Genomic DNA, 24,354 nt, shown 5'->3' with positions numbered 1-24,354 from the left:
TTTTAAATAATGCGCAACTTCTTTAACGCATAAGAAATTCCGCCTTCACTCGCCTTCGTTGTAAGGAAATCAGCCCTTCTCTTCAACTCCTCTCCACCATTTCCCATCGCAACTCCTAATCCTACATACTGCAACATTTCAATATCATTTCCACCATCGCCAAAGGCAATGGCTTCTGATTTACTAATATTTAAATGTTCCAATACTTTTTGAATTGCAGTTAGCTTCGATACTTTACTATCTTCCAATACATTTATAACGTAACCATGAAAACGCTCAAACGTAAGTGCTGGATATCTTTCAATGAATTTTTGAGCTTCTGTGTCATCAGCATACAGACATATGCAATACATTTCATCTGATAAGTTTCTAACTTTGTCAGGATACTGCTCTAAATTTAAAGTTTCATTTAACGCTCGCATGACACGTTCATCTTTGGAAGCAATATTATTCATTGCAAATTCTTCTGTAAAGTAAGAAACACTGTGACCATGTAATTCAGCAAAATTTGAAATATCATGAACGATTTCGCTTGAAAGTACTGATTTATGTATAACTTCTTTCCCACATTTTATATGTGCACCATTTGCTGAAATAAACGTATTTATACCTAGTTCCTTAAATTGTGAGCATAAACTATATGGTCTTCCAGTTGTAACAACTACGTGAATTCCTTTATCTATTAATCTTTGTACCGCTTCTTTTGTACTTTCGTGCATGCTTCTATCAATCTCACTTAATAACGTACCGTCAACATCGAAAAATACAACTTTGTACATAAGTCTTTACATCCCGTCCAAATGATTCGTATCATTAATGAAATGCACCGTTTTTTGTTCACCCTCAATTTCAATTAAACTTATTCCCGTATCTCCCATTTTGAAATAGTAGTCCATTGAAATTGGCATTTTGAAAAATGCACGTAATAGACTATTAATTACGCCTCCATGGGCAACAATTGCAATTCGGTCATATGTATTCTCTGTCAAGATTTTAGAAAAGATTCCTTCTATTCTCATTCGAAACTCAATAAACGATTCCCCGTTTTCAAAACGATCATGAAGAAACTTTGGCTCTGGATATTTCTTTGCTTCTTCAAATGATAAGCCTGCTTGCACTCCATTATTAAACTCCATTAATTCCTCTTCTAATTGAATTGGACAACCAATTGCTTCTGCTAATGTTTCACCCGTTTCACGAGCGCGTTTTAATGTGCTTGCCCAAATGAAATCTGGTGAAAAATCTTTTTTCACTTTCTGTACAAGTCTTTGTACTTGTTGTCTCCCTTTGTCAGTTAACTCAAAATCAGCTCGACCTTCATGCACATGTAAAATATCAGCTTCTGATTCTCCGTGGCGTATTAGTAGTATTTGCATGTTTCTCTCTCCCTTTATTTAATATTCATAAAATTCCATTATATCACATTTTAAGATTCCAAAATAAAAAAGGAACGGTCTCCCGTCCCTCATCCATTCACTTTTTCCGCATCATTCCAATAATATTTACTAAACGCTTCTGTTAACACATCAATTGTGTTATATAATTCATCTAACGTATTATCAACACCACCAACTTCAATTAACATCGCATTTTTCGATAAATCTTGGTTATAAACGCCATTTCCATCTTTTTTATACTTTGGAAAAATCCCTCTACTTAATCCGTAATAGTTTTCATCTAAATAACTATTGATCGCTCTTGCAATTTTTTCATTTTCAGCACGGCCTTCATTTTCCATCCCAATTATAAAATATAATCTTGCATACGATTTTCCGTTAATTACTTTTGTTGTTACTTTCTTACGCTGATCGTCACGGTGTATATCAATCGGAAACGCAATTTTATTATTTTGTGCTAATGCTTCTTTTACATATTCATGAGACGCTTTATATGACTGATACCATACCCACTTTTTACTCGCTAATAAATCACCCATATTCGTTTTATCATGAACTACCGGAATTCCTTGTCCTTCAAGTTGCTCTTTCATACGTTTCCCTAGTAAAGACACATTTACATCTGGGCTAGATGGATCAGTTGCCCCTGGTAATAATGGAAAGAAGGATTCCCAGCTATGTGTATGATAAATATATACTGCACTTTCACCTTTTTTCGCTCCGTTCTTTTTCTGAACCGGATTATTCTTTTCCGCTTCTGTAACTTTATCTTTTGCTATTTCCCGTTCTTTCGTTACTTCTTCAATCGGTACACTAGATTCATTTGGGATATTCGTCAAGTTTGTCCCTTCCCCAGCTACGATAATATTAGAATAATACTTTGACATACCAGGTACTTCTTTACCGACGAATGTTCTTAAATCTTTAATTTTCAAATCTGTCGCGATAGAGAACATTAAATTCCCAACTGACTCTCTTTTATTCTTCTTAAAATAATCAAATCCGTAATAGCGATTCTCACTTTCTATCATTTGAACAAAACCTTGCATCGATACTTTTCCAAACCATTGATTTGCATAATTCGATTTCATTGTATGTAAAAATGACGTCAAAATCGACGCTATTATAATTACTATTAGCGCATATAAAAGGAGTAACGAAATCAGCTTCTTCCCATGTATTCGAATTGCATACTTTTTCACTGCATCACCTTCTTTATACATGGATATGTACAAGCTTTTCAGAATATACGCACAAAAAAAAGAGAAATGGTATACCATTTCTCTTCCTCACTTTTATTGTTCTTTTCCTGTATCATTTGAAAGTAGTTTCTTCGCTTGTTTTTCTTTAAATATTTCTCCAATTGCCCCAAGAGTACCAAGTGTTTCAATTGCATTAGACGGAATAAAGACTTTATTTGCTGGTCCTTTTGCAACTTCAGCTAATGATTCAAATGATTTGTAAGCAAGTATACGCTCATCCAAATTCGCTTCACGAAGCAATTCAATACGATTTTGTTCTGCTTTTGCAATTTCTTCAATTGCTCGTGCTTCCCCTTGTGCTTCTAATTCTTTTGCTTCTTTTATACCTTCAGCTTCGCGAATACGTGCTTCTTTATCCCCTTCAGCCATCAAGATTTTACTTTGCTTTTCTCCTTCAGCGCGAAGGACTTTATCTTGTTTTGCTGCTTCAGCTTCTAAAATAATCGCACGTTTATTACGCTCAGCCTTCATTTGTTTTTCCATTGATGCTTGCACATCTTTTGGCGGGTTAATATCAACAACTTCGACACGTTCAATACGTACGCCCCATTTTTCTGTTGCTTCATCAAGCGCTAAGCGGATTTCTGTTGAAATTTTTTCACGACCAGATAACGTTTCATCCAGTTCCATTTTACCGATGATTTGACGCATCGTTGCTGAAGTAATATTACGAACACCATATTCATAGTTTGAAATACCATATGTCGCAAGTTCTGGTTCAACAATTTGATAGAAAATAATTGTATCAATTTCTACTTGAACATTATCTTTCGTAATTACCTTTTGCGGTGGTACATTCGTTTGTTGAATGCGTAAGTCATGATATACACGAACACGATCTACAATTGGTATTAAAATATTTAACCCTGGGTGCATTATACGTTGAAACTTACCAAAGCTTTCAACAACCCCAACTTTTTGCTGAGGAATAATTTTAATTGTTAATGCGATAAATGTAACTACAATTAGTGCGAATATAATCGTTAACGTTAATGCTACCATATTTATTCACTCTCCTTTTTCACTTGTAATATAGTACTATGCCTCTTTATAACAACGACTTTTTCTCCAGCATCAATTGAAGAATCTGCAATAGCTGTCCAAGTATCTCCATCCACCTTCACAATACCATTCGCTTCATTTGTAATCGCTTGCATAACAAGCCCTCTTTTACCAACAAGCATATCTACTGTATCAGTAAAACCTTTTGCTTCTCGAAAGTTTTTTGAAATTCTTTTCGTAAAGAATGTCAAAGTTAAACTTACAATTGCACCAACAGTAACTTGTAACAGTAGTGCATCAGGAGCAAACAAAGCAATAAGACCTCCGACAACAGCTCCAATTCCAAGCCAAAGCATGTAAAATGTAATCGACAACATTTCCGCGATAAATAAAATACCAGCTATTATAAACCAAATTACCCAAGCAGCCATATGCAACCCTCACTTTCTTTCTCATTTTCTATATGTATATGAAGAAAAGAATGGTTTATCCGCCCTTTCTTACACTTGGGCGTTTGCTACAAGCTATTGTACATATTCACTGTTACAATGATCATTAATATAATACTATATCAATATATTCTTCATTATACATGAAAATCCCTTTCAAAAAGTGACAAAAAATTAAATTCTTTTAAAATTTTAATTTTTAAATTATAATTATTCAAATTACTAAATACTATTTTTTATAGAGGTGATATTCTTATTGAGAAACCTGTCACTAATCTACTATTTAGGTTCCAAAATATGCATTACTCTCGCTGACATCGTATATGTAATGATTATTACAACTCATATTTATATAGCAACTAAATCAGCTACTATTACTGCTCTTTTTCCATTATTACAAGTTATCACAAATCTAATTGCTAACATCTCTGCACCACTTATAATAAATCGTTTTCCATCTTATACGTTGTTATATACGCTCCAATGGCTGAAAACAGTCTTTTTACTATTATTAATGATTTTGTTCCCGGTCTTATCCACAAACATTATAGCTCTATTAACTTTTATTTTTGTCATTTCATTATGTAGTGGGTGGAGTGCTCCATTATTATACGGTATTCTTCCGCGCCTTACACCGAAAGAAAAATTAGTAAAAGTAAATAGTATCTTTTCCTTTTCAACACAAATTGTGCAAGCCGTTGCTTATTCATTTACGAGTATTGTCGTTCTTCTCATTGGCGCTACTTCTACACTCATGATTAATAACATTTTAATGATTTTCGGATGCATTGCATTACATTTTTCATTACGTTCCATACATACTGAAAGAATAGCAGATTCTCCCTCTTCCAAAAGTACTGTTTTATTGGAAGGTTGGAAACTCCTATTTCAAAATCCTTCTCTCCGTACCGTTACATATATGGACTTAATCGAAACTTTCGCAGGGACAATATGGATTGGCGCTATTACGATGGCATACGTTACGACTATCCTTCATAAGGGCGAAGAATGGTGGGGGTATATTAATACAAGTTATTATGTTGGCACGTTAATCGGTGGTCTATTAGCCTGGAAAATGAGTTCCTATATTCAAAACAATTTAATACGATCTATGTCGATTGGCTCTCTTATATTTAGCATTCTTACATTTTTATATGGTATGACAAGCAGCGGATTTATTGCGCTTTTTCTATGTGTTCTAATGGGACCCTGTTATCAAATTAGAGATATTTCCCAAACGACTGTTTTACAATCAAGTGTCGCCCCTTCTTTATTATCAAAAATGTATACAGCACATGGCGCACTTCTTTCAACAGCCTCTGGACTATCTATGCTTATCATTGGCATTATTACTGATATGTTCGGTGTTCGTACAATTTATATCATCGCTTCTATTCTTATTTTATGTTCCGCTTGTTTATCTTTTAGTTTATTAAAATATCATAAGACAGAGCAGAACGATATTTCAATTTAATCACTAAAACAAAGAGGACAGGGATTCCTGTCCTCTTTGTTTATTCTATTCATGATAAGTTGGGGATTTTTCTATGCTTTGTCGCTTGTTCAAAAGCATAAGCTAATTTAATTAATATCCCTTCACTAAAGGCAGTGCTTGCAATGGTAATTCCAAAAGGCCTCCCGCTTTCCATATACCCTGCCGGTATTGCTATAGACGGATAACCCGCTTTCGCACATATAGTAGAACCTATATAGGAAGGAAACAGTATCGCATCAAGATTATATTTTTCCAATGCAAAATCAATGCCTTGTTCTTGAGAAAAATATATATCTTCTAATCTCGCATTTAAATATTCTGGATTTCGTAACGTATTAGGAAAATCTTTTCTTCCCTCTAACTTAGTTTGTCCATATTTTAAAGCTCTTTCTGCTATGTTTTTATTAAACTCCATTAACTCCGAAATAGAATGTACCGGGATAGTAGAAGGTAATTTAGAAAGATAGTTATCTAAACTATGCTTCAGCTCATAAAGCGGAACTCCCCAGCTCCATTCTCTATGAAAAGAAGGAATATCAATATTTTCTACTACTGTCGCTCCTTCATTACGTAATACTTGGATCGTTTCCTTAAACAAGATTTCATCATACTCACCATTTTCGTAATAATCTTTTGGTGCATCGTTAAACACACCAATCTTCGCTCCATTTAAACCATTTGCATCAAGGTAAGATGTATAATCCCGATATGCCCTACCGTCACTTTTGTGAGTAACTACATCTTTCTCATCCACTCCAGTTAAACTTCCTAGCAAAATAGCAGCATCGGTTACCGTTCTAGCAAATGGTCCAGCTGTATCTTGCGAATAAGTAAATGGAATAATTCCTCTACGACTAATTAAACCGACAGTCGGTTTAATACCTACTACAGAATTTTGAACAGCGGGGCTCACAATAGAAGCATCGGTTTCTGTCCCAACAGATACTACTGTAAAGTTAGCAGCAACTGCTATTGCAGATCCTGTACTAGATCCGCCAACAAACATATGATCCTTGCCAGTTCCATATGGATTGATTGTTTGACCACCTCTTGCACTATATCCAGCCCACATGTCAAAAGACATTGCATTTGCTAATTCTGTCATATTCGTTTTTCCTATTATCACTGCCCCTGCTTCTCGCAGTTTAGTAACGAGAAATGCATCTTCACTGCTTATATTTTGTTCTAGAGCTATTGTACCTGCACTTGTATGCATGAAGTCATTCGTTTCAATATTATCCTTAAGCAAAACAGGTATTCCATGCAATGGTCCCCTTACGCCGTTTATCTTTCTTTCATAATCTAACGCTTCTGCAATAAAAATAGCATCTGGATTGATTTCTAAAATTGAATTAATTTTCGGCCCGTCTTGATCATACTTTGCGATTCTATAGAGATAATACATCACTAGCTCTTTTGAAGTTAGCTTTCCAGATTCCATTTCATTTTGAATATCTTGAATTGTTAATTCCTTTTTTAAGATTGGATTAAACTGAATTTCCATTTATATTCTCCCTTATATGAACTTTTTTTAGCATATACCCTTTACTTTTTCAATTTTTCATCTCAACACATCCTAAATTAATATCCCTTTAAAGAAATTCAATATCCTTATTTAAACACCTTTAATTTCCCGAAAAATAAAAAAAGTCTGAAACGGATTAACCTTCGCTTCAGACTCTTACATTACTGTGCGTATACTTCATCTAATAAATGTAAAAACTCACCTTGTTTTCCAGCTAATTCAGGGCATTTTGCAATATCAACCCATTCGTAGCAAAATACTAATCCTTTATCTTCCTCACCAGCACTTACAATATGTTCCCAAGTATCCTTTACATCTGTTAGTAAAGTTACATGGAAAAAGTGGCGTTTTTCATACTCCTGTTTTTCTTTCATATGTATAATGTAATCTGCTAAAAAACGCTCTATGCATAAATGACGCAATCCGGATTCTTCCTGTACTTCACGCAATATAGCAGCTTCTAACGTTTCACCTTCATCAACCGTTCCCCCTGGCACTTGAATACCAGCTTCATGTATATCACGATGTTTAAAAACAAGTAATTGCATAACCCCCTCTTGTTCTCTTGTAATATATGCATGTACTTTTTTCTTATATAACATCGTCATTGTACGTCTCTCCCCTCAATTGTTCACTCTGTTACTTCTTCAAGTGTCAGTTGATTATCATACAAATATGTAGCTTGTGGATTTCCCACATACCTTACGTGCCATGGTTCATACCGATAGCCCGTAATCGTTTCTTTCGCTTTTGTGTATCGAACCACAAAACCAAATTTATGGGCATTTTCAGAAAGCCACTGACCTTCTTTCGTTTCCCCAAAAACTGTCTCTAACTGAAATTTAGCAGATTGAGACGTAATATCCATAGCTAGTCCAGTTTGATGCTCACTTGTGCCAGGAACCGCGCTAGACATTGCTGTTTTTGCTTCCCCGTCTTGTTTTTTATACATCGTATTTAATGCTTTTTGTCGATCAAAAGATCTAAATCCAGAAACTGCAAAAAGAAAAATACGCTCGTTGTCAGCCTGCTGAAACATATCCTCAAGCGCCCTCGCTGCCTCTTTTCTCATCTTTTTCTTTTCTTGATCCCCTTCACTAGAGTAGCGCACTTTCGGAATAACTAAATCTGGCGGTCTATACCCATCTGGTAAACGCCTACTTTTATTTACAAGTACAAGCATTGAATTCGGATTATTAATTACCGCAATATCCCCATCCATATTAGCAATCGTTTCTTTCGCTTTCGGAAATATGCTATTTACACTTACTTCCCGCGCCTGCTTATCCTTATACATTTTATAATTGATTCCTGCTACTCCAATAATAATTATTGCAGCTACAATACCAAGTAGTGCCCATCTTTTTTTCATATAACGACCTCTTATTTTAATAATTTGGCCATTTCATACTCATCGATGCCCTTTCCATCGATAATAAGAGCAGCTTTTTTGACACCTTCTTTCTCAAATCCAGCTTTTTTATATAGTGCCTGAGCTCTTGTATTGTGGGCCATTACTGTTAATTCTAAACGCCATACATCATGTAATTTTGCCCACTTCTCAACCTCTTTAAACAATCTCGTCCCAATACCTCGCCCGTTATACTCTTGTAAAATACCAATTACAATGGTTGCCACATGCCTCTTTCTTTGAATGTTATTTCCATTCACTAATATAAAACCTACTATCCTCTCATCTTCAACTGCTACAAATATTGTTGCATATTCATTTTCTATAAAGCGATGGATCATTTTTTCTTGTTGCTCAGCTGTAGTTTTTCTTTCTCCTGGTTCATATAACATAAACTTCGTTTCTTCATCTAATTGCTTACTTAATTGCAAAAATGATGATGCATCTTCTATTTCGATCTCCCTAATCACTTCAATCACCCTACCAGTTTCATCATAAAAAGTTTTCCTTATAAAAAGATTTTCTCTACTTTCCTGAAAATCCCTTTGTAAATCTCCTGCTATAAATTGACAAATTTCGATATTACTATAACAACGACAAATTATGTCTATTCTGTGACGTCTCATCATTACAAAGAAAAAACGCAAGCATTACACTTACGTTTTTTCAAAAATACTGTGAATTCCTCCTCATCAGGTGAGGTCTCTCACCAATTTAAATTTCACTTTATCCATTCACTTTTTCTGCCTGCCAAAAATATTCACCAAATGCTTTAGCAAGTGCATCAATTGATCGATTCAATTCTTCCTCTGTATTATCTACACCGCCAACTTCTATTAATATCGCTTGTCCTGATAGGTCTTGATTATAGATTCCATTTCCTGTCTGGAACCCTTTTTGAATGACCCCACGGCTCACTCCTGGATATTTCTTATTAATCGCCTCATGTAAAGCTGTCGCTAATTGTAAGTTTTTTTCATAGTTTTTATTTCCTTTCCCTACTACAAATGCAAGCTTTGCATATGATTTATCTCCAATTGTTTTTGTCGTTACATTCTTTCGGGCACTATCACGATGCAAATCAAAAAAGTATTGAAGATCTTTATTTCCAGCCATAGCTTGCTGCACAATTTCTCGTGACATTTTATACGAACTATTACTGTTTAAACCTTTACTTATTAACTTTTGACCAACATCACTCTTATCGTTAGTAGCCCCAATCCCTTCACCTTCTAGTTGTTCACGGAAACGATCTCCTAATATAGAAATATTCGACACAGAACTCGTTGCTTTATTCGGATTCGGGTCATTCGTTAAGTTAAGTAAAGGTAAATAAGATTCCCAGCTATGTGTATGATAAATAAACGCAACTTGTCTCTTCCCAGTCGTTTGGGACGGCTGTTTTTTCTCTTTATTCGTATCTTGTTTAGGTGCTTGTCCAGTTCCACTAGTCCGTTCCTTCACTACTTCTTCAAGAGGAACACTCGACTCTATCGGTAAGTTAGAATAATTTGTACCCTCACCCGCAATAACAATTTCTGTATCGTACTTACCAAATCCCGGGAGCTCTTTCCCGACAAAACTGCGTACATCATTAAAGCGAATATTTGTAGCCATAGAAAAGAGAAAAGAAGAAATTGAAAAATCTTGATTCAAATTTCGATACTCCTGTGTAAAATAATGATTCTCTTTTCCAAGTACATACATGTAACCATTCATCGATAACTCATTTAACCAATTATATAAATACGTTGACTTTGTCTCTTTCATAGAGGTTACCATCAGACTAATAAGAAAAAAAGTCGCTAGCACTGTAGTAATAACAAATAAAACTAACTTACGCATATTTGTAAACTTCATAAAAAAAAAGCCCCGATTCATACTATCACCTCTCTATTTCAAGTTATGTACAAGCCCTAGAGAATAGACCGTTAAAATTTCGGCTATATTGTTAATGAGGTGAAATGAATTGAAGCTATTAATAGGAATATTACCAATCGCTCTATCATTCATTTTTTATTTGTCCGCTAAGCAACCAAAAATCTCTATTGTGCTACATATTTCTGCGTACTTGGCACTATATGTACTTGGTACAATTATTTCCATTAATATATACGATGTTTTAATACAAGATTTAGTTTTCATGACGAGCATTCATGGAATTTTACTGAATCCATTTTTCCTTATTGCAGGAGCGTATATAGGAACATACACTTTGTACCTACTTTTGTCTCACATTATTATGAAAATAAAAAATGGAGCGTAATGAAATGCAACCACCATTTATCTGTCATACATGCAAAAAAAAAATTGTGAGAAAGAAAGACCTTATTACAGCCACATGGTACTTCCGCTTTTATTTATTTCACAGTGATTGTTTTAAACGACAGCAAGTGTTCATCTCACGATTTCTCCCTGTGAATACACTTTTCAATTTCTTTCTTATTATATATGGACTTATTTTTGGCAGTATTCTTATGATTACAGAACCATCTATTATTTGGCTGACTTTCTTTTTTCCTATTTTTTATCGGTTGCTTTCTTATTATTATGTTGAACGTTTTTTCTCTACATAACGCGCAGACTGACCTCTCGGAATACTTAAACATTCCCACTCATTTTCTTTTAACATCTTCCCAATGTAAATAATCTGACCAATATGCAATGCATAATGAGAAATTTGCCTTTCAATTGCTTGCATGACAGTATGTGCTTCACCGCGAATGTATACCGTCTTCAATAAGTGTTCTGGCGTTAAAGTATTCATCGTATTAAAAACATATTTCCATCCTTCTTGCCAAGCTATAAGGGTTTCTTCTTTTGAATGATAGCATCCTTCAAATTCACCATCTCGATTACGATCTGTTTTTTCACCATCAGACGTTAAAAAATCCGTCCATCTAGAACGCATATTACCGTGCAGATGCTTAACAATAATCGCTATACTATTTGTTTCTTCATGAGAAGACCATTGTATTTGTTCATATGATAATTGAGAAAGTGCCCGTTCCCCTTGTTTCTTTGTTGCTTTAAAGTTCGAAATCGCACATTGCAAATATTCTCGTCCGATATCCATATTAGCCCCTACCTTCACCCTAGCTAATTTTTGTTCCATTTGGCAATTCCATATTAGGCTGAAGTAACACAACATCATCAGCTTCAGGAACACCACCAAGCACAAGCACTTCTGATTTGAATCCAGCTACACGCTTTGGTGGAAAGTTTACAACAGCAACGATTTGTTGACCGATTAAATCTTCTGGAATATACCTTTTCGTAATTTGAGCACTTGACTGCTTTATCCCGATTTCTCCAAAATCTATTGCTAGTTTAATCGCTGGTACTCTCGCTTCTTTAAATTCCTCTGCATGTATTACAGTTCCAATTCTCAAATCCAAATTTAAAAAATCTTCAAAATTAGCCATTTATCATTCCCCCCAATTATTACTTAGACAAAATACAAAAATCCCCTTCAAAAAAAGAAAGGTGCCTAAGCACCTTTCTTTTGTAATTCACTTGATTCATTTGATTTATAGAAGAAGAAACCGAGAATCCCGCCAATACATGATGGAATTAACCATCCGATTCCTTCGTTATATAACGGTAACATTTGTAGTACATTAGAAATCGCGTCAATTTTAATTTTCGCACTTTCTAAACCGTTAAAGAAACTAATTAACAATGCACCTAAAATAGCTCCAATATAAATTGTATTACGCTTCCCAATCCACTTATGGAAATACGAAAGTACGATTAATACAATTGCAACTGGATAAATGATCATTAACACAGGTAATGTTACTGCGATTAATTGTGTTAAACCTAGGTTAGATACAATTAAACTAAATACACATACCATTGTTACAATCGTTTTATGCGAAAGTTTTGGGAATAAGTTTGTAAAGAAACCTGCACACGCAGATGTTAACCCAACAGAAGTTGTTAAACAAGCGAGTATAATAACAAGCCCTAATAAAATTTTACCACTCGTCCCATATAGCTCATTTACAACATTCGTTAAAATAAGGCCACCGTTTTCTGAGATACCAAGTGATGTACTTGTTGAACCAAGATAAGCAAGTGATAAATAAATTAACGTTAAACCAAGTACAGCAATAATACCTGATACTACTGTTATTTTTGCAATTTGACTACTCTCTTTTATCCCTTTAGAGCGGATAACTTGTACAACGACAATTCCGAATACAAGCGCGCTAATTGCATCCATCGTTAAATATCCTTGAATAAATCCACCAAAGAAAGCATTTTCTTTGTAAGCAGCTAACGGCGCAGCTGGCTCTCCAATTGGATCAATAATTGCCTTTCCGACAATAACAGCGACAATTAATACTAATAATGGTGTAAGAAACTTTCCGAACCAATCCACTAATTTAGATGGATTTAATGATAAATACCACGTTATTCCGAAGAAAACTATCGTGAAAAGAAATAGCATGTACCACTCTGAAACCATTGCCTCTGATAAAAACGGCTTCATACCCATTTCAAACGAAACAGCTCCAGTACGAGGAATCGCGAAAAATGGTCCAATTGCTAAATAACTAATCAATGGGAAAATAAACGCAAATATAGGGTGGACTCTAGAAGATAGCGCTTTCAAGTCCCCCTCTACAAACGCGACAGCTGTTACAGCTAGTAGGGGTAATCCGACTCCCGTTACAAGGAATCCTATTGTAGCAATCCAAACATTCTCTCCTGCTTGTTGACCTAAAACTGGCGGAAAAATTAAATTTCCTGCTCCTAAAAATAATGCAAATAGCATTAAACCAATTGCTACCGTATCACCTGGCCTTAAACGTCCCTTCATGCTCTTCATTTGCATAGCACTTTTTCATTGTTTATCTCTATATTTTACAATATGCTATGCATCCTCCTCTCTGCTCAAGATGATAAAATATGCCCCTTACAAAGCAGTGTCTTTCTCCATAATTTCTCCATTCCCCTTATTTTTACTCTAATCATTAATACAATTATTATTTTGAATTTTGATTTTTTTGAATTTTCAAATCATTAGAGTGTTATTACGTGGAGTGTAGATGTCAGACCTCTTTGTTTTTATCACACATATAGTAACATATTTAGTTGCAAAATAAAAACATATTTTCAAATTGATTTTTTTGAAAATCGAAATTATCTACATTTTTTATTCTCTTACACAAATATTGTTACAATCTCACCTATTATTCAATTGTTATTTTCAAATAACTTTATACACGTAACATACAAAAGCCATCTAATAATATAATTAGATGGCTTTTGTATGTTACTCTATCGTTTCAACTTCACGTGGATTTTTCATCTCTTCCACATACACAACTCTAAATCCGTGATCTTCTAAATCTTTCAATAATGTCTCTAATTCACCGTCGTTAAACTCTTCTCCTAATGTAAACATAATTCTACGAACTAATAAGGCATCATTATCAAAAGTCATCAAACTTTGAATACCAGTGTATTTCTTTAAAACTGTCGATAATTTTTGGATTGCTCCATTATAGTCTTGCGTTCCAATCATGACAGAGTATTTACTAGAGTGAACGCCCCATGCATCCTCTAATAACTCAAAAACTTTTTTATGCGTTAAAATTCCAAGGAAAACCCCTTTTTCATCAACTACTGATAAATAAGGCAATTTTTTTATTGTAAAAAATACTTTAAAGAAAGATGAATCTTCTCTCACAAATCCTTCTTTATCGTTTAATAATTGTATTACACTCTCATCAAGTGATCCTTTATATTCTAAAATATCTACTTTATATATATTCCCTAAAAATTTCTCTTTTTTTTCATCTAAAACTGGTACACAACGATACCCCGTTTTATTTAAATGCTCTAACGCTTCCCCAATCGTAATCGAACTTGAGCACAGTAAAACTTCCCTTTTCGGCACGTAATTCCCTTTAATCCTCATAAAAAGCCTCCTTATGTTAAAATACTTTCTGTGCCATAACTATATTATATTTTCAGAAAAAAATAAATAATTTATTTTATTTTTCTGAAAATTATTCATTTTCTTGTCATAATTTATTCATGAATCCTTCACTTGTATATTTTTGCTATCAAATCTTCTCTCTGAATTACTAAATGAAAAATATATTGTAACTTCTTTCAAAAAAAGCTAAAATAAGAATAAGAATTTTCTGAATATTCTAAGAGTAGGTGGTTATATGTCCTTATTACGCTCACATATATGTAAATTTATAATTGGTGTTATTTTTATTTTTGCCATAAGTCCTATTCCAGCTCTTTTTATTACACACAATTACTCTTATCAAAATGGATTTATTAGCATTTTTCAAAACTTCGCACAGCTTTCTTCTATATCAATTCCAAAGGTTGATTGGATGCATGAATCTATCTTTTTCTCAGCAAACCAAATGATACATACTTCTAATCATTCAACACCATTATTCCCTTACATATGGGAAATATATTTTATATCGATCGTTCGTTTTACTTTTACCCTTGCGATCGGATTTTTCATAAGTTTGGGTATCGGCCATTTATTTTTCAAAGTACCTAACTCGTTTAAAAAGTTTACTACTGTATTGAAATGGATACCTTACTCTTTTTGCACTGTAGTATTACAATGTTCAGTCTTATTACTACTTCTATACATCGCACAATTTATAAACCTTCCTTACTACTCATCATTTATCATCGTATGTAGTACTTCCATGATTATCGTTATGCAAGCAGTAAAAAAATGGATTCCTTTCTTAAAAAACACAAATGAATATGAAATAAAACATGATTCTTTTCTTGTAGACACATTGTTTTTAGCGCTTACTTCAAATCATAAATCAATTTTAGGTTCCATTATTCTTTCATTCGTTTTTATGGAATGCGTTTTTCATGCAAATGGACTGTTACAATTTATCGTTCAATTTGGCGGAAATTCACCTATAATTGTTACAATCGGCTTATTACTACTCTATATCCCATATAGCATACTTTCTTTCCTTCAAACACTATGGACCACAAACTACTCCAAGCAACAGTCATACACTTTAACGAGAAGTGTTCCAAAACCTTAATTTAAAATAACCCTCTATAATCTAAAAGTAGGGGGTTATTCCTTTTGTATAGCGGACAAAATAACAGCAAATTCAAAAACTATTACAGAAACATACCAATATTTACCCTTTTCCTTTGACTATTCTTTTCATTTGGATTTATTATAAAAGTATAACATAATTGCAGGAGGTGACATCTTTATTCCAGACCTTGGAATGGAGAACACGCTTGGACATATTAAATATTTTTCTCATCTTTGTACTTATTCTTATTTCTGGCTTTTTCGTTGCATCAGAATTCGCTGTTGTAAAAGTACGAAAAAGTCGAATTGACCAACTTGCAAATGAAGGTAATAAACAAGCTTTAGCTGCAAGAAGCGTCCTATCTAATTTAGATGTTTATTTATCAGCTTGTCAGCTCGGAATTACAATCACTTCTTTAGGGCTTGGTTGGCTTGGTGAACCGACTGTGGAACATATACTACGACCGCTCTTTGAAAAAATTAATATTACTGGAACAATGGCTAACACTTTATCTTTTGTTATTGCTTTTAGTGTTATTACATTTTTCCACGTTGTATTAGGTGAATTAGTTCCAAAGTCTTTCGCAATTCAAAAAGCAGAAGCAATCACACTCAAATTTGCAAGACCGCTTATTTTATTTGATAAAATTATGTATCCATTCATTTGGCTACTCAATAGTACAGCTATATTTTTCACAAAACTACTCGGATTAGAACCTGCGAAGGAAAGTGAACTTGCTCATTCTGAAGAGGAATTGCGACTCATTTTAGGTGAAAGTTTTAAAAGCGGTGAAATAAACCAAACCGAATATAAATATGTAAATAACATTTTTGAATTTGATGATCGAGTTGCGAAAGAAATTATGGTTCCTCGTACCGAAATGATTTGCTTGTCTACTGAAAATACGTTAGAAGAAAATATGGATATCGTCGCTACTGAAAAATATACACGCTATCCAATCATTGAAAAAGATAAAGATGATATCATTGGAATGATCAATACGAAAGAAGTATTCCATGATCAAACGAAAGGTATTTATAAACCACTTGAATCTTATATACATCCTGTTCTAACTGTATTTGAAACAGTTCCAATTCGTAAAACGTTAGTCCACCTTCAAAAAAATCGCGTTCAGATGGCAATCGTTATGGATGAATATGGTGGTACTGCCGGACTTTTAACGATGGAAGATATTCTTGAAGAAATCATTGGAGAAATTCAAGATGAATTCGATGCTGATGAATCACCTATGATTGAAAAGCGTACACCTAAGCTTACTGTTTTAGATGGAAAGGTGCTTATTTCTGAAGTAAATGATATGTTTGGCCTACATATTGATGATAGTGATTTAGATACAATCGGAGGATGGCTTCTCTCTCAAGCAGTTGACTTAAATATTGAAGCTGGCTATTCCATTGAATATGCTGGTTTTCAATTTAAAGTATTAGAACTTGATGGACATCAAGTCAAAAAAGTTGCTGTACATAAACTAGATATTAAAAAGGAGCTATAAAGTGACTGTTTTATTAACAATTTGTATCATTGCCTGTTTCGTTGTTTCATTTCTCGCCTTTATTTATCCAATTATCCCTGGCATACTAGCTGTCTGGGCTGGATATTTGATTTACCATTTCGGTATAAATGGAGGCGAATTAACAACTTCTTTTTGGATTATTCAAGTCATTTTCACTCTTTTCATTTTCGTTGCTGATTTTATTGCAAATGGATATTTCTTAAAAAAATACGGTAGTTCTAAATGGGGCGAACGTGTCGGAATGATTTCTATCATTGTCGGCTCGTTCTTCTTCCCACCATTCGGACTTATTATCATACCGTTCTTATCAGTATTTATAACAGAACTAGTACATAAAAAATCGCCAAAAGATGCTTTTCTAGTTGGAGTCGCTACTGTAGTTGGTTTTTTAAGCAGTACAGTAGCGAAAGCAATTCTCCAAATCATTATGATTATCATCTTCTTGTGTTATATCATCTTTTAACCATCCCGACTTCGGGATGGTTTTTTAATATGCAATACCTACTCGACTATTTTCATATATATTTTTCTTACATAGATCCCATGCAAAGTGTGCTGTATCACCCACTGTAATTTTTGATCCACCCTCTGGCAATATATCTTTTTCAGTTCGATATACCTCTGTCGCCTCACCATCTATTAAATGTGTCGGACAAACAACTGTCCAACATAAATTATTACTATTACTTAGTACCTTATATGCAGCCAAATGATCTTCCGCTGCCGTTGTCGTTTTCCTTTTTGATTCCGGTGATTGAAAACGATATAAATTTAGATCTGTTCTTGCTTGTAAAATACCAGCTGTTCCTATTGTTATGATTCTACGAATCCCTTCTTCTTCCATTTTCTTTATAATTTGTGGCATACTCTTCGCTAATGTTCCATTTTGATCCGTTCCAAGTGCACTAATTACTATATCGCTTCCTTCTATCGCTTTCTTTATATCATTTTCGTTCAATACATTCCCTTCTATCACTCTTAACCTTTCATGTTGTATTTCTATTCTATTTAAATCACGCGCTAATGCAGTCACTTCAGCTGAATCCTTTAATGCTAAATTAATTATGTTTGAACCTACTCGTCCTGTTGCTCCCAATATACATACTTTCATTTGTTTTCCCCCTCTTTCATTCTCTTTCTATTTTTCAATAATCTCAGTCAATTTACAACAAAAAAGCTTCCTCATATATAAGAGGAAGCTTTATTATTACTTTATTTCTTTTCTTTAGAATCAGTAGACTTCTCGGTTCCGCTTGTTTCTTTATCCTTTTTGTCCTCTTGTTGTGTTGTTGTGTCGTCTTCTTTCTTCTTGTCCTCACCTTTACTACAACCTACCATTAATAAAGAACTTGCAAGTGCCATAGCAGTTAATGATTTAACCCATTTGTTCATTTGCGTTTCCTCCTTGTGATAGAATATGTACAACCTCATATTACTCTCTATTTTTAAAGGAGAGATTGAAAAACAGTAAATATACGGTAAATTTTTGTAAATTTTCCGATAACAAAACCTAATTTTAATTTATATATTTCATTTCCAATCGATACACAATAAAATTAGTTTTTTTCTCTCAATGGACGTAAAAAAACTAAGGCGCATACCATTTCGCCTTAGTTTCTCATGCAAACTTTTCATTTTCATATAGATGTGTAATCTTATATTCCTTCTTCATAACATATTGCCACACACTATAAGCGTAACGGTTCATTTTCAGGAAACAATTTTCCAAAAATGAGCGAAACTCTGGGTTAGCAACTTCCACTGCAACTTGAGCAAACTTTAAAGCTAATCGTTTCAAATGCGCAATATAACTGGTTGCAATATGAATATCCCCTGTATATTTACTAACTGTTTCCTTTCCCATTTCATGCAAATCAAACTCCATTGTTTCACAGGTTATATGCTGCACATTCTCTCCTTCTTGAAAATTTACTTGTTCATTATATGCTTGTAACATATATGGTAAATGGTGCTGTAATAGATTTTTTAATTCTTCGTCTCTGACCTTTCCAGCATACTCTCCAACCTTGTATATTAGCATATAACTATATTTCATTAATTCTTTCATACAGTCCATTAAAGCGCCTCCCTTCTCTTTTGTCCATATACTATAAATATGATGCTAAAACATTCGCTATTCTCGCTAAAAACCAATCCCATCTACTAATTTTCTCAAAATCTTCTTCAGAAAATCGTTTTGATTTATGAAAGTCTACCTGTAATCGACTCCATACGTCATCAACAACTGTTTTATCATATATGATACAGTTAGACTCACAATTTAAATAAAAACTTCTATTATCAAAATTCGCTGTCCCAATATCAACAATTTCTCCATCAATAATTGTTACTTTCCCATGAAAAAATCCATTTCGATATTGATAAATCTCCGCTCCAGCATGTAACATATCTTTCAAATATGGATAGGCAGCTTGTTTTAACAATATGGCATCACTTTTAAATGGCACGAGAATTTTCACATTAACACCACGATTTAATGCAGCTTTTAACTCTTTCACCATTTCTTTACTCGGTACAAAATATGGTGTAGCGATAATTAAAGACTTTTTAGCCTTTTTTAAAAGTGCCCCATACTTTTCCCATAAGCCTTTTCCATTTGAAAATAAATATTGATATTTCACATTCCCTAATGTAGGTATACTTTCATGTATAGGCATTTTTTCTCCTGTATCTTCTTTCCAATCTTCGGCGAACTTTCTTTCCATATCCGCTGCACCCTCACCATGGATGCGCACGTGATAATCACGCCATGGCCCAAACTTTGGATTTTGTCCAAGGTACTCCTTTCCGATATTAAAACCACCGACGTATGATACCTTTCCATCTATCGTAACAATACGTCTATGATTCCGTTGATGCAAAGAATAGAACACATTTTTCAGTTTCGGTTTTTTACTAAATGTAAACTTCACACCGTTTTCCTTTAATCGGCTAATTACCTTTTTCTTCAGCTTATATCCACCTATCCGATCGACTGACAATTTCACTTCTACTCCGCTAGATGCTTTTTTCTCTAATAACTGTAAAAACTCTTGGCTTATTTCATCTTTTCCTACAATATAAAAATGGATATATATATACTTTTCTGCATCGTTTATATCCTCAAATAATTTTCTATATAACTCTTCACCGTTCGTATATAATTGAAATTCACCTAATCGAACTTGTCCTAATTCATATTCACTAGCCATTTCCTTCCCCATTTCCACATCGATGTTCATCCAAATGAATACACCTATTAAACAAAGGATTATAGCGAAAAAGTGCTTCATGGATAAATTCCTTTCTCCACTTACTGTTATTTCTATATCTTCCCTTTTTTATTACATTATCATTCAAGAAAATATGTCATTGCATGATATATGTCCATATCAAACAATAGCTCATTTGCATATTGTATGTTGTATCTTAAAATAAAAGGAGGAAATAACAATGGGCTTCGCACATGGTAATGGATTTGCGCTATTAGTCGTATTATTTATCCTCTTAATCATCGTCGGTGCTGCTTGCTTCTGCTAAGTAGCTACTGTCATATGATATGTGGATGAAAAAACTATAAAAGCGGACACCTATTTTTAGGTGTCCGCTTTTCATTTTAAAACCATTTCCGACTGCTATAGTAACTTAAATGGCTAAATATTCATCTCAAAAGGTTAACAATGTGGCTACTTTCTTACTCTCTGCCTTACGTATATGACGCTGTTCTGCACGTAACACAGCAATACGATGTAATTCTTTCTCTTCTTCTGTTTCAGGGATAACACGCGGTACTGGAACTGGATTATTTTCCTTACTAAGTGCCACAAAAGTAACGAATGACGTTGCCGCTATACGCTTCTCACCTGAAATTAAATCTTCAGCTACTACCTTCACAAACACTTCCATCGAAGTTCTTCCCGTCCAAATTACGAAAGATTCATAACTAACACAATCTGAAGAACGAACAGGATGTAAGAAATCGACCCAGTCCATAGATGCTGTGACACATTCCTTTCTCGAATGTCTGGATGCTGAAATAGAAGCAACCATATCCATCTCCGCTAATATCTTCCCACCAAATAGCGTGTTATGATCATTTAAATCTGTTGGGAATACTCGGCTCGTTTTGAACACCCTTGACTCATTGGCTGTTTTCCCCTTTACTTCTGTCATTGTTATCACCCCTTTAATGATTTATCCCTAATATTTCAATAATCACTATACTAAATGAACTACACGTTTAATATTAACAACATTCAGAACTTTTAGTCCACAAAAAAGAACCGATTTTATCAATCGGCTCCTCTAAATACATATTGTTCTTTCGGCTGTTCAACTTTATTCCATTTTGTTACTTCTAATACAGGAATATTCGCATGAAACGGCTGATAAAACTCAGTAGTTATCTCTCCTTCTACTTGAATCCAGTCATCATTATTCCACTCTACGCCTTCTGGCTTTTTCACTAACATACCATACACACCAGAATCTGCTACGCAATGTATAATACCGAAACGGAATAAGAAGTATTGTTCTTTTTTAGAAGAATCATCCCTAAAAACAAACCCTTTAAAAGATAATTTTTTCCCAGTAAACTCGCCAGGATAATTATAAATTGTTTCCATACCCTTTAGGAAGTCTTCATCTTTCAAATTAATATTGTCTTTCGTAACAAACTCTTTCTTCCCTTTTTCCATTACACCACGGTATCCTTCTTTCCCGTAATAAATGCTCGTATCAGGTCTTAGAAATTGTCTTGTCATAAATGGATCCTTACTTTCTGCTTGTGCAACAGGAAAGTGAAATCCTTTCGCTTTAACAATATCCGAATCTAACGTCGCAATTGGGAAAAATAACCCTGAGATAATTGGAAAACAAAACAAGGAGTACGAAAATGCTTTTTTCCACCATGTATTCTCATCTTTTGAATGATCATGCCCGCAATGGCTATGGTCACAACTGCAATCATTTTTCTCTTTTTCCTTTTGGTGCTCTTTTTGGAAAACGACGATAATTTGTATAATCGTTAAGAAACCTAAAATAATTGCTGCTGTTGTTGATAAATAGGCATACTTCATATTGATATACTTCGTAATGTTACCGGAAATATGAAGCTGCGCAATTAATATTGTAAAACCTAATAATATATATGCTCGAAACATAACCTACCACCCCATCGCATAAATGAGTAGTGAGCTTGCATAAACAACAAGAGTAACTGTAACTATAACAACAATTACAAATTTAGTTTTAAATGTCGCAAGCATCATAAACATATTTTTAATATCCACCATCGGTCCGTAAACGAGGAACGCGACAAGTGAAGCTGTTGAAAACGTACTTTGGAACGAAGAAGCGATAAATGCATCTGCCTCTGAACAAAGTGATAATATATAAGCAAGTCCCATCATAACAGCTGATGAAGAAAACGGACCTTGTCCAATAGCAAGAAGTGTTGAAGTTTGTACAAACGTTTGTACCGCTGCTGCAATTAACGCACCTAGTACTAAATATTTTCCCATTGAGAAGAATTCCTCAACAGCGTGTGTACATACATCCCACATTTTTTTACGCAGTGGACGCTTATTATTCACTTCTGGGAAGTGATCATCTCTTAATTGATGTTCTTTAAACATAAAGGATAATATAATTCCAACGATAATGGCTACGATAATCGCTACAATAGAACGATACCATACCATGTGCATACTACTCCCAAAGGCAACATAAGTAGCAAATAATACAACTGGATTAATAATAGGTCCAGTTAACATAAATGCAATCCCTGCGTATGGTGGAACGCCTTTTCCAATTAATCGTCTTACAATCGGAACAATTCCACATTCACAACCTGGAAACAACATACCTAAAAAAGTAGCTAATAAAACAGACAGAAATCGGTTCTTCGGCATCCATTTTGCCACCATATCTTCTGTCACGAACATTTGAATGAATCCTGAAATAAATACACCAATGAGCACGAAAGGAAGTGCTTCGATCAATATGGAGATAAAAATTGTATTCATTTGCAGGAATGCTTTCGGTAATTGAAACAATTCCATGATGTATTTCCTCCAACTTTTCATTAACAATATGTAATTTTAACCCCATTTCATTAATTGAACAAGGTTTATATGGCATACATACCCTTTATATACATTACATTGTACAAGTTATATTCTATTCAAAATTTGAGATTTCATAGCAAAAAAGCTGCTCTAGCGTAGTTATATAACTATGCTAGAGCAGCTTTCTTATCGTTAAAAGTAACGTTTCTTCCAAAAAACAAAAGCTAACGTGAAAGATAGTGTTACACATATGATGAGTACAATTACAAAACCGTGGGCTTCCCCTTCAAACGGAACCTTTACGTTCATTCCAAAGAAACTAGAAACCATCGTCGGTAAAGATAAAATGATCGTAATTGACGTTAACAGTTTCATAACACTATTTAAATTATTTGATATAACGGAGCTAAAAGTATTCATCATTCCACTTAAAATGTGACTATATATTTCCGCCATTTCAATAGCCTGTTTATTTTCAATTAATACATCTTCTAATAAATCTTGATCGTCTTCATACATTTTTAAAAATGTACTATTACGCATTAACTTTTGAATTACAATTTTATTAGCCTTTAATGACGTTGTAAAGTATACTAAACTTTTCTCAAGGCCTAACAATGTGAAAATCTCTTTATTTTTCATTGACTGATTTAATTGATGCTCTAAATCAATTGTTTTTCGATTTATTTGCTTTAAGTATCTTAAATAATAAGTAGAAATCGTATATAAGAGCTGAAGTGCAAAGCGCGTCTTCTTAAACGTATAAAATTCTTTAATACGTTGATTAATAAAACGTTCAAAAATTGGATTCTCTTCTAAGCAGATTGTAACAAAACAATCCGGCATCACAATCATACCTATTGGAATCGTGTCATAAATCGAATTTCCTTCTTCGTCATGTCTAACTGTCGGAATATCCACGATAATTAAAGTATTATTGTCTTCCTTTTCAATACGAGAGCGTTCTTCATCATCCAAAGGGTCTTTAATGAAATCTAAGTCTACATTTAAAGTTTGTACTAGATATTGAATTTCTTCTTCTGTTGGATGAAGTACATTAATCCAGCACCCCTTTTGCATTTCCTCAATCTCTTGTAGTTTTCCGTTTCGGTCTGTTAAATATATATTTAACATACTATCACCCCGATTC

The 24,354-nt window shown here is 34.0% G+C and carries 29 protein-coding genes; 7 read left to right on the top strand and 22 right to left on the bottom strand.

The genetic code is table 11. The features are described from left to right. Nucleotides 1–2: 2 nt before the first annotated feature. The 5 genes from ACTFRU_RS13260 to ACTFRU_RS13240 all read right to left on the bottom strand — a co-directional run bounded on the left by ACTFRU_RS13260 (nucleotide 3) and on the right by ACTFRU_RS13240 (nucleotide 4,092). A complete protein-coding gene (locus ACTFRU_RS13260; protein WP_000278974.1) occupies nucleotides 3–779 on the bottom strand; it encodes a Cof-type HAD-IIB family hydrolase in 777 nt (258 codons plus the stop codon). A 6-nt stretch (nucleotides 780–785) separates the two neighbouring features. Then, nucleotides 786–1,376: a histidine phosphatase family protein gene (locus tag ACTFRU_RS13255; protein WP_001166439.1), complete on the bottom strand. Its 591-nt coding sequence runs from the start codon at nucleotides 1,374–1,376 to the stop codon at nucleotides 786–788. Nucleotides 1,377–1,465: 89 nt separating this feature from the next. Further along, nucleotides 1,466–2,677 (bottom strand): stage II sporulation protein P, encoded by a 1,212-nt coding sequence (gene spoIIP / locus ACTFRU_RS13250; protein ID WP_306663766.1) that lies wholly within the window; start codon nucleotides 2,675–2,677, stop codon nucleotides 1,466–1,468. Nucleotides 2,678–2,692: 15 nt separating this feature from the next. Beyond that, nucleotides 2,693–3,661, bottom strand: coding sequence for an SPFH domain-containing protein (locus ACTFRU_RS13245; RefSeq protein WP_440037680.1), 969 nt, complete (start codon nucleotides 3,659–3,661; stop codon nucleotides 2,693–2,695). 2 nt (nucleotides 3,662–3,663) lie between these two features. Continuing rightward, nucleotides 3,664–4,092, bottom strand: coding sequence for an NfeD family protein (locus ACTFRU_RS13240; protein ID WP_000741977.1), 429 nt, complete (start codon nucleotides 4,090–4,092; stop codon nucleotides 3,664–3,666). Nucleotides 4,093–4,366: 274 nt separating this feature from the next. Here ACTFRU_RS13240 and ACTFRU_RS13235 point away from each other — a divergent pair, with 274 nt between their 5' ends. Further along, entirely contained in the window at nucleotides 4,367–5,584 is a 1,218-nt protein-coding gene (locus tag ACTFRU_RS13235) for an MFS transporter (RefSeq protein ID WP_001245229.1), read from the top strand. 49 nt (nucleotides 5,585–5,633) lie between these two features. Here ACTFRU_RS13235 and ACTFRU_RS13230 read toward each other — a convergent pair whose 3' ends face one another. The 5 genes from ACTFRU_RS13230 to spoIIP (ACTFRU_RS13210) all read right to left on the bottom strand — a co-directional run bounded on the left by ACTFRU_RS13230 (nucleotide 5,634) and on the right by spoIIP (ACTFRU_RS13210) (nucleotide 10,422). After that, nucleotides 5,634–7,109, bottom strand: a complete 1,476-nt coding sequence (locus ACTFRU_RS13230; RefSeq protein WP_048558197.1) for an amidase family protein — start codon at nucleotides 7,107–7,109, stop codon at nucleotides 5,634–5,636. A 182-nt stretch (nucleotides 7,110–7,291) separates the two neighbouring features. Further along, nucleotides 7,292–7,738, bottom strand: coding sequence for an NUDIX hydrolase (locus tag ACTFRU_RS13225; protein ID WP_000178293.1), 447 nt, complete (start codon nucleotides 7,736–7,738; stop codon nucleotides 7,292–7,294). A gap of 23 nt (nucleotides 7,739–7,761) precedes the next feature. Beyond that, nucleotides 7,762–8,502 (bottom strand): M15 family metallopeptidase, encoded by a 741-nt coding sequence (locus tag ACTFRU_RS13220; RefSeq protein ID WP_000747647.1) that lies wholly within the window; start codon nucleotides 8,500–8,502, stop codon nucleotides 7,762–7,764. An 11-nt stretch (nucleotides 8,503–8,513) separates the two neighbouring features. Further along, on the bottom strand, nucleotides 8,514–9,011 hold the full coding sequence (locus ACTFRU_RS13215) for a GNAT family N-acetyltransferase (protein ID WP_000617576.1): 498 nt from the start codon (nucleotides 9,009–9,011) through the stop codon (nucleotides 8,514–8,516). A 256-nt stretch (nucleotides 9,012–9,267) separates the two neighbouring features. After that, entirely contained in the window at nucleotides 9,268–10,422 is a 1,155-nt protein-coding gene (gene spoIIP, locus ACTFRU_RS13210; protein ID WP_001079278.1) for a stage II sporulation protein P, read from the bottom strand. An 88-nt stretch (nucleotides 10,423–10,510) separates the two neighbouring features. On the opposite strand from spoIIP (ACTFRU_RS13210), the gene ACTFRU_RS13205 reads away from it, so the two are divergent. Beyond that, nucleotides 10,511–10,807 carry a hypothetical protein gene (locus ACTFRU_RS13205; protein WP_000770738.1) on the top strand — a complete coding sequence of 99 codons (297 nt, stop codon included), beginning with the start codon at nucleotides 10,511–10,513 and terminating at the stop codon, nucleotides 10,805–10,807. Between the two features lie 4 nt (nucleotides 10,808–10,811). After that, nucleotides 10,812–11,117: a hypothetical protein gene (locus tag ACTFRU_RS13200; RefSeq protein WP_033686733.1), complete on the top strand. Its 306-nt coding sequence runs from the start codon at nucleotides 10,812–10,814 to the stop codon at nucleotides 11,115–11,117. Here ACTFRU_RS13200 and ACTFRU_RS13195 read toward each other — a convergent pair. From ACTFRU_RS13195 to cbpA, 4 genes are all read right to left on the bottom strand, one after another. Beyond that, the gene (locus tag ACTFRU_RS13195) at nucleotides 11,090–11,656 is read right to left on the bottom strand and encodes a DUF1572 domain-containing protein (RefSeq protein WP_440037679.1); all 567 of its coding nucleotides are present in this window, start codon (nucleotides 11,654–11,656) and stop codon (nucleotides 11,090–11,092) included. The two genes, ACTFRU_RS13200 and ACTFRU_RS13195, sit on opposite strands and share 28 nt — an antisense overlap. Then, the gene (gene csaA, locus ACTFRU_RS13190) at nucleotides 11,637–11,966 is read right to left on the bottom strand and encodes a chaperone CsaA (RefSeq protein ID WP_001263013.1); all 330 of its coding nucleotides are present in this window, start codon (nucleotides 11,964–11,966) and stop codon (nucleotides 11,637–11,639) included. The genes ACTFRU_RS13195 and csaA overlap by 20 nt, the downstream gene beginning before the upstream one ends. 65 nt (nucleotides 11,967–12,031) lie before the next feature. Continuing rightward, nucleotides 12,032–13,369: a branched-chain amino acid transport system II carrier protein BrnQ4 gene (brnQ4, locus tag ACTFRU_RS13185; protein WP_011110049.1), complete on the bottom strand. Its 1,338-nt coding sequence runs from the start codon at nucleotides 13,367–13,369 to the stop codon at nucleotides 12,032–12,034. A gap of 456 nt (nucleotides 13,370–13,825) precedes the next feature. Then, nucleotides 13,826–14,473 (bottom strand): cyclic di-AMP binding protein CbpA, encoded by a 648-nt coding sequence (cbpA, locus tag ACTFRU_RS13180; protein ID WP_001220526.1) that lies wholly within the window; start codon nucleotides 14,471–14,473, stop codon nucleotides 13,826–13,828. A gap of 256 nt (nucleotides 14,474–14,729) precedes the next feature. Between cbpA and ACTFRU_RS13175 the strand changes: the two genes are divergently transcribed. The 3 genes from ACTFRU_RS13175 to ACTFRU_RS13165 all read left to right on the top strand — a co-directional run bounded on the left by ACTFRU_RS13175 (nucleotide 14,730) and on the right by ACTFRU_RS13165 (nucleotide 17,599). After that, complete coding sequence (locus tag ACTFRU_RS13175; protein ID WP_000055265.1) at nucleotides 14,730–15,599, top strand: hypothetical protein; 870 nt, start codon at nucleotides 14,730–14,732, stop codon at nucleotides 15,597–15,599. Between the two features lie 208 nt (nucleotides 15,600–15,807). Next, nucleotides 15,808–17,115, top strand: a complete 1,308-nt coding sequence (locus tag ACTFRU_RS13170) for a hemolysin family protein (RefSeq protein ID WP_000353738.1) — start codon at nucleotides 15,808–15,810, stop codon at nucleotides 17,113–17,115. A gap of 1 nt (nucleotide 17,116) precedes the next feature. Further along, nucleotides 17,117–17,599: a DUF456 domain-containing protein gene (locus ACTFRU_RS13165; RefSeq protein WP_000217339.1), complete on the top strand. Its 483-nt coding sequence runs from the start codon at nucleotides 17,117–17,119 to the stop codon at nucleotides 17,597–17,599. 24 nt (nucleotides 17,600–17,623) lie between these two features. On the opposite strand, the gene ACTFRU_RS13160 is transcribed toward ACTFRU_RS13165, so the two are convergent. The 4 genes from ACTFRU_RS13160 to cls form a co-directional block, all read right to left on the bottom strand. Beyond that, nucleotides 17,624–18,247, bottom strand: coding sequence for an NAD(P)-dependent oxidoreductase (locus ACTFRU_RS13160; RefSeq protein WP_000861647.1), 624 nt, complete (start codon nucleotides 18,245–18,247; stop codon nucleotides 17,624–17,626). 101 nt (nucleotides 18,248–18,348) lie between these two features. Next, on the bottom strand, nucleotides 18,349–18,528 hold the full coding sequence (locus ACTFRU_RS13155) for a hypothetical protein (RefSeq protein WP_001045960.1): 180 nt from the start codon (nucleotides 18,526–18,528) through the stop codon (nucleotides 18,349–18,351). Between the two features lie 226 nt (nucleotides 18,529–18,754). After that, nucleotides 18,755–19,213, bottom strand: coding sequence for a spore coat protein (locus tag ACTFRU_RS13150; RefSeq protein WP_000340527.1), 459 nt, complete (start codon nucleotides 19,211–19,213; stop codon nucleotides 18,755–18,757). Nucleotides 19,214–19,244: 31 nt separating this feature from the next. Beyond that, complete coding sequence (gene cls, locus ACTFRU_RS13145) at nucleotides 19,245–20,429, bottom strand: cardiolipin synthase (protein WP_041183980.1); 1,185 nt, start codon at nucleotides 20,427–20,429, stop codon at nucleotides 19,245–19,247. A 160-nt stretch (nucleotides 20,430–20,589) separates the two neighbouring features. Between cls and ACTFRU_RS13140 the strand changes: the two genes are divergently transcribed. Further along, nucleotides 20,590–20,676, top strand: coding sequence for a YjcZ family sporulation protein (locus ACTFRU_RS13140; RefSeq protein ID WP_000505094.1), 87 nt, complete (start codon nucleotides 20,590–20,592; stop codon nucleotides 20,674–20,676). 126 nt (nucleotides 20,677–20,802) lie between these two features. On the opposite strand, the gene ACTFRU_RS13135 is transcribed toward ACTFRU_RS13140, so the two are convergent. The 4 genes from ACTFRU_RS13135 to ACTFRU_RS13120 all read right to left on the bottom strand — a co-directional run bounded on the left by ACTFRU_RS13135 (nucleotide 20,803) and on the right by ACTFRU_RS13120 (nucleotide 24,338). After that, a complete protein-coding gene (locus ACTFRU_RS13135) occupies nucleotides 20,803–21,309 on the bottom strand; it encodes an acyl-CoA thioesterase (protein ID WP_000141164.1) in 507 nt (168 codons plus the stop codon). Nucleotides 21,310–21,428: 119 nt separating this feature from the next. After that, nucleotides 21,429–22,298 carry a TIGR03943 family putative permease subunit gene (locus ACTFRU_RS13130; RefSeq protein WP_000488043.1) on the bottom strand — a complete coding sequence of 290 codons (870 nt, stop codon included), beginning with the start codon at nucleotides 22,296–22,298 and terminating at the stop codon, nucleotides 21,429–21,431. Nucleotides 22,299–22,301: 3 nt separating this feature from the next. Then, complete coding sequence (locus ACTFRU_RS13125) at nucleotides 22,302–23,198, bottom strand: permease (RefSeq protein WP_000418716.1); 897 nt, start codon at nucleotides 23,196–23,198, stop codon at nucleotides 22,302–22,304. 198 nt (nucleotides 23,199–23,396) lie between these two features. Next, entirely contained in the window at nucleotides 23,397–24,338 is a 942-nt protein-coding gene (locus tag ACTFRU_RS13120) for a magnesium transporter CorA family protein (protein WP_000932389.1), read from the bottom strand. Between the last annotated feature and the right edge of the window lie 16 nt (nucleotides 24,339–24,354).

It is taken from the genome of Bacillus cereus group sp. MYBK220-1, assembly GCF_051916445.1.
GTDB lineage: Bacteria > Bacillota > Bacilli > Bacillales > Bacillaceae_G > Bacillus_A > Bacillus_A cereus.
Note: the sequence above shows the minus strand (reverse complement) of the source record. Positions and strands in the feature narration are given on the sequence as shown.

Excerpts from the sequence above, each read along its gene's own strand:
- ACTFRU_RS13130 (WP_000488043.1), bottom strand. The coding sequence starts at position 22,298 with ATGTTTCGAGCATATATATTATTAGGTTTTACAATATTAATTGCGCAG.
- brnQ4 (WP_011110049.1), bottom strand. The coding sequence starts at position 13,369 with ATGAAGGGACGTTTAAGGCCAGGTGATACGGTAGCAATTGGTTTAATG.
- ACTFRU_RS13195 (WP_440037679.1), bottom strand. The coding sequence starts at position 11,656 with ATGGAACAAAAATTAGCTAGGGTGAAGGTAGGGGCTAATATGGATATC.
- ACTFRU_RS13200 (WP_033686733.1), top strand. The coding sequence starts at position 10,812 with ATGCAACCACCATTTATCTGTCATACATGCAAAAAAAAAATTGTGAGA.
- ACTFRU_RS13160 (WP_000861647.1), bottom strand. The coding sequence starts at position 18,247 with ATGAAAGTATGTATATTGGGAGCAACAGGACGAGTAGGTTCAAACATA.
- ACTFRU_RS13120 (WP_000932389.1), bottom strand. The coding sequence starts at position 24,338 with ATGTTAAATATATATTTAACAGACCGAAACGGAAAACTACAAGAGATT.
- ACTFRU_RS13155 (WP_001045960.1), bottom strand. The coding sequence starts at position 18,528 with ATGAACAAATGGGTTAAATCATTAACTGCTATGGCACTTGCAAGTTCT.
- ACTFRU_RS13150 (WP_000340527.1), bottom strand. The coding sequence starts at position 19,213 with ATGGACTGTATGAAAGAATTAATGAAATATAGTTATATGCTAATATAC.
- ACTFRU_RS13260 (WP_000278974.1), bottom strand. The coding sequence starts at position 779 with ATGTACAAAGTTGTATTTTTCGATGTTGACGGTACGTTATTAAGTGAG.
- ACTFRU_RS13225 (WP_000178293.1), bottom strand. The coding sequence starts at position 7,738 with ATGACGATGTTATATAAGAAAAAAGTACATGCATATATTACAAGAGAA.
- ACTFRU_RS13255 (WP_001166439.1), bottom strand. The coding sequence starts at position 1,376 with ATGCAAATACTACTAATACGCCACGGAGAATCAGAAGCTGATATTTTA.
- ACTFRU_RS13135 (WP_000141164.1), bottom strand. The coding sequence starts at position 21,309 with ATGACAGAAGTAAAGGGGAAAACAGCCAATGAGTCAAGGGTGTTCAAA.
- ACTFRU_RS13175 (WP_000055265.1), top strand. The coding sequence starts at position 14,730 with ATGTCCTTATTACGCTCACATATATGTAAATTTATAATTGGTGTTATT.
- cls (WP_041183980.1), bottom strand. The coding sequence starts at position 20,429 with ATGAAGCACTTTTTCGCTATAATCCTTTGTTTAATAGGTGTATTCATT.
- ACTFRU_RS13140 (WP_000505094.1), top strand. The coding sequence starts at position 20,590 with ATGGGCTTCGCACATGGTAATGGATTTGCGCTATTAGTCGTATTATTT.
- ACTFRU_RS13245 (WP_440037680.1), bottom strand. The coding sequence starts at position 3,661 with ATGGTAGCATTAACGTTAACGATTATATTCGCACTAATTGTAGTTACA.
- ACTFRU_RS13220 (WP_000747647.1), bottom strand. The coding sequence starts at position 8,502 with ATGAAAAAAAGATGGGCACTACTTGGTATTGTAGCTGCAATAATTATT.
- csaA (WP_001263013.1), bottom strand. The coding sequence starts at position 11,966 with ATGGCTAATTTTGAAGATTTTTTAAATTTGGATTTGAGAATTGGAACT.
- spoIIP (WP_001079278.1), bottom strand. The coding sequence starts at position 10,422 with ATGAATCGGGGCTTTTTTTTTATGAAGTTTACAAATATGCGTAAGTTA.
- spoIIP (WP_306663766.1), bottom strand. The coding sequence starts at position 2,677 with ATGGTATACCATTTCTCTTTTTTTTGTGCGTATATTCTGAAAAGCTTG.
- cbpA (WP_001220526.1), bottom strand. The coding sequence starts at position 14,473 with ATGAGGATTAAAGGGAATTACGTGCCGAAAAGGGAAGTTTTACTGTGC.
- ACTFRU_RS13125 (WP_000418716.1), bottom strand. The coding sequence starts at position 23,198 with ATGGAATTGTTTCAATTACCGAAAGCATTCCTGCAAATGAATACAATT.
- ACTFRU_RS13230 (WP_048558197.1), bottom strand. The coding sequence starts at position 7,109 with ATGGAAATTCAGTTTAATCCAATCTTAAAAAAGGAATTAACAATTCAA.
- ACTFRU_RS13240 (WP_000741977.1), bottom strand. The coding sequence starts at position 4,092 with ATGGCTGCTTGGGTAATTTGGTTTATAATAGCTGGTATTTTATTTATC.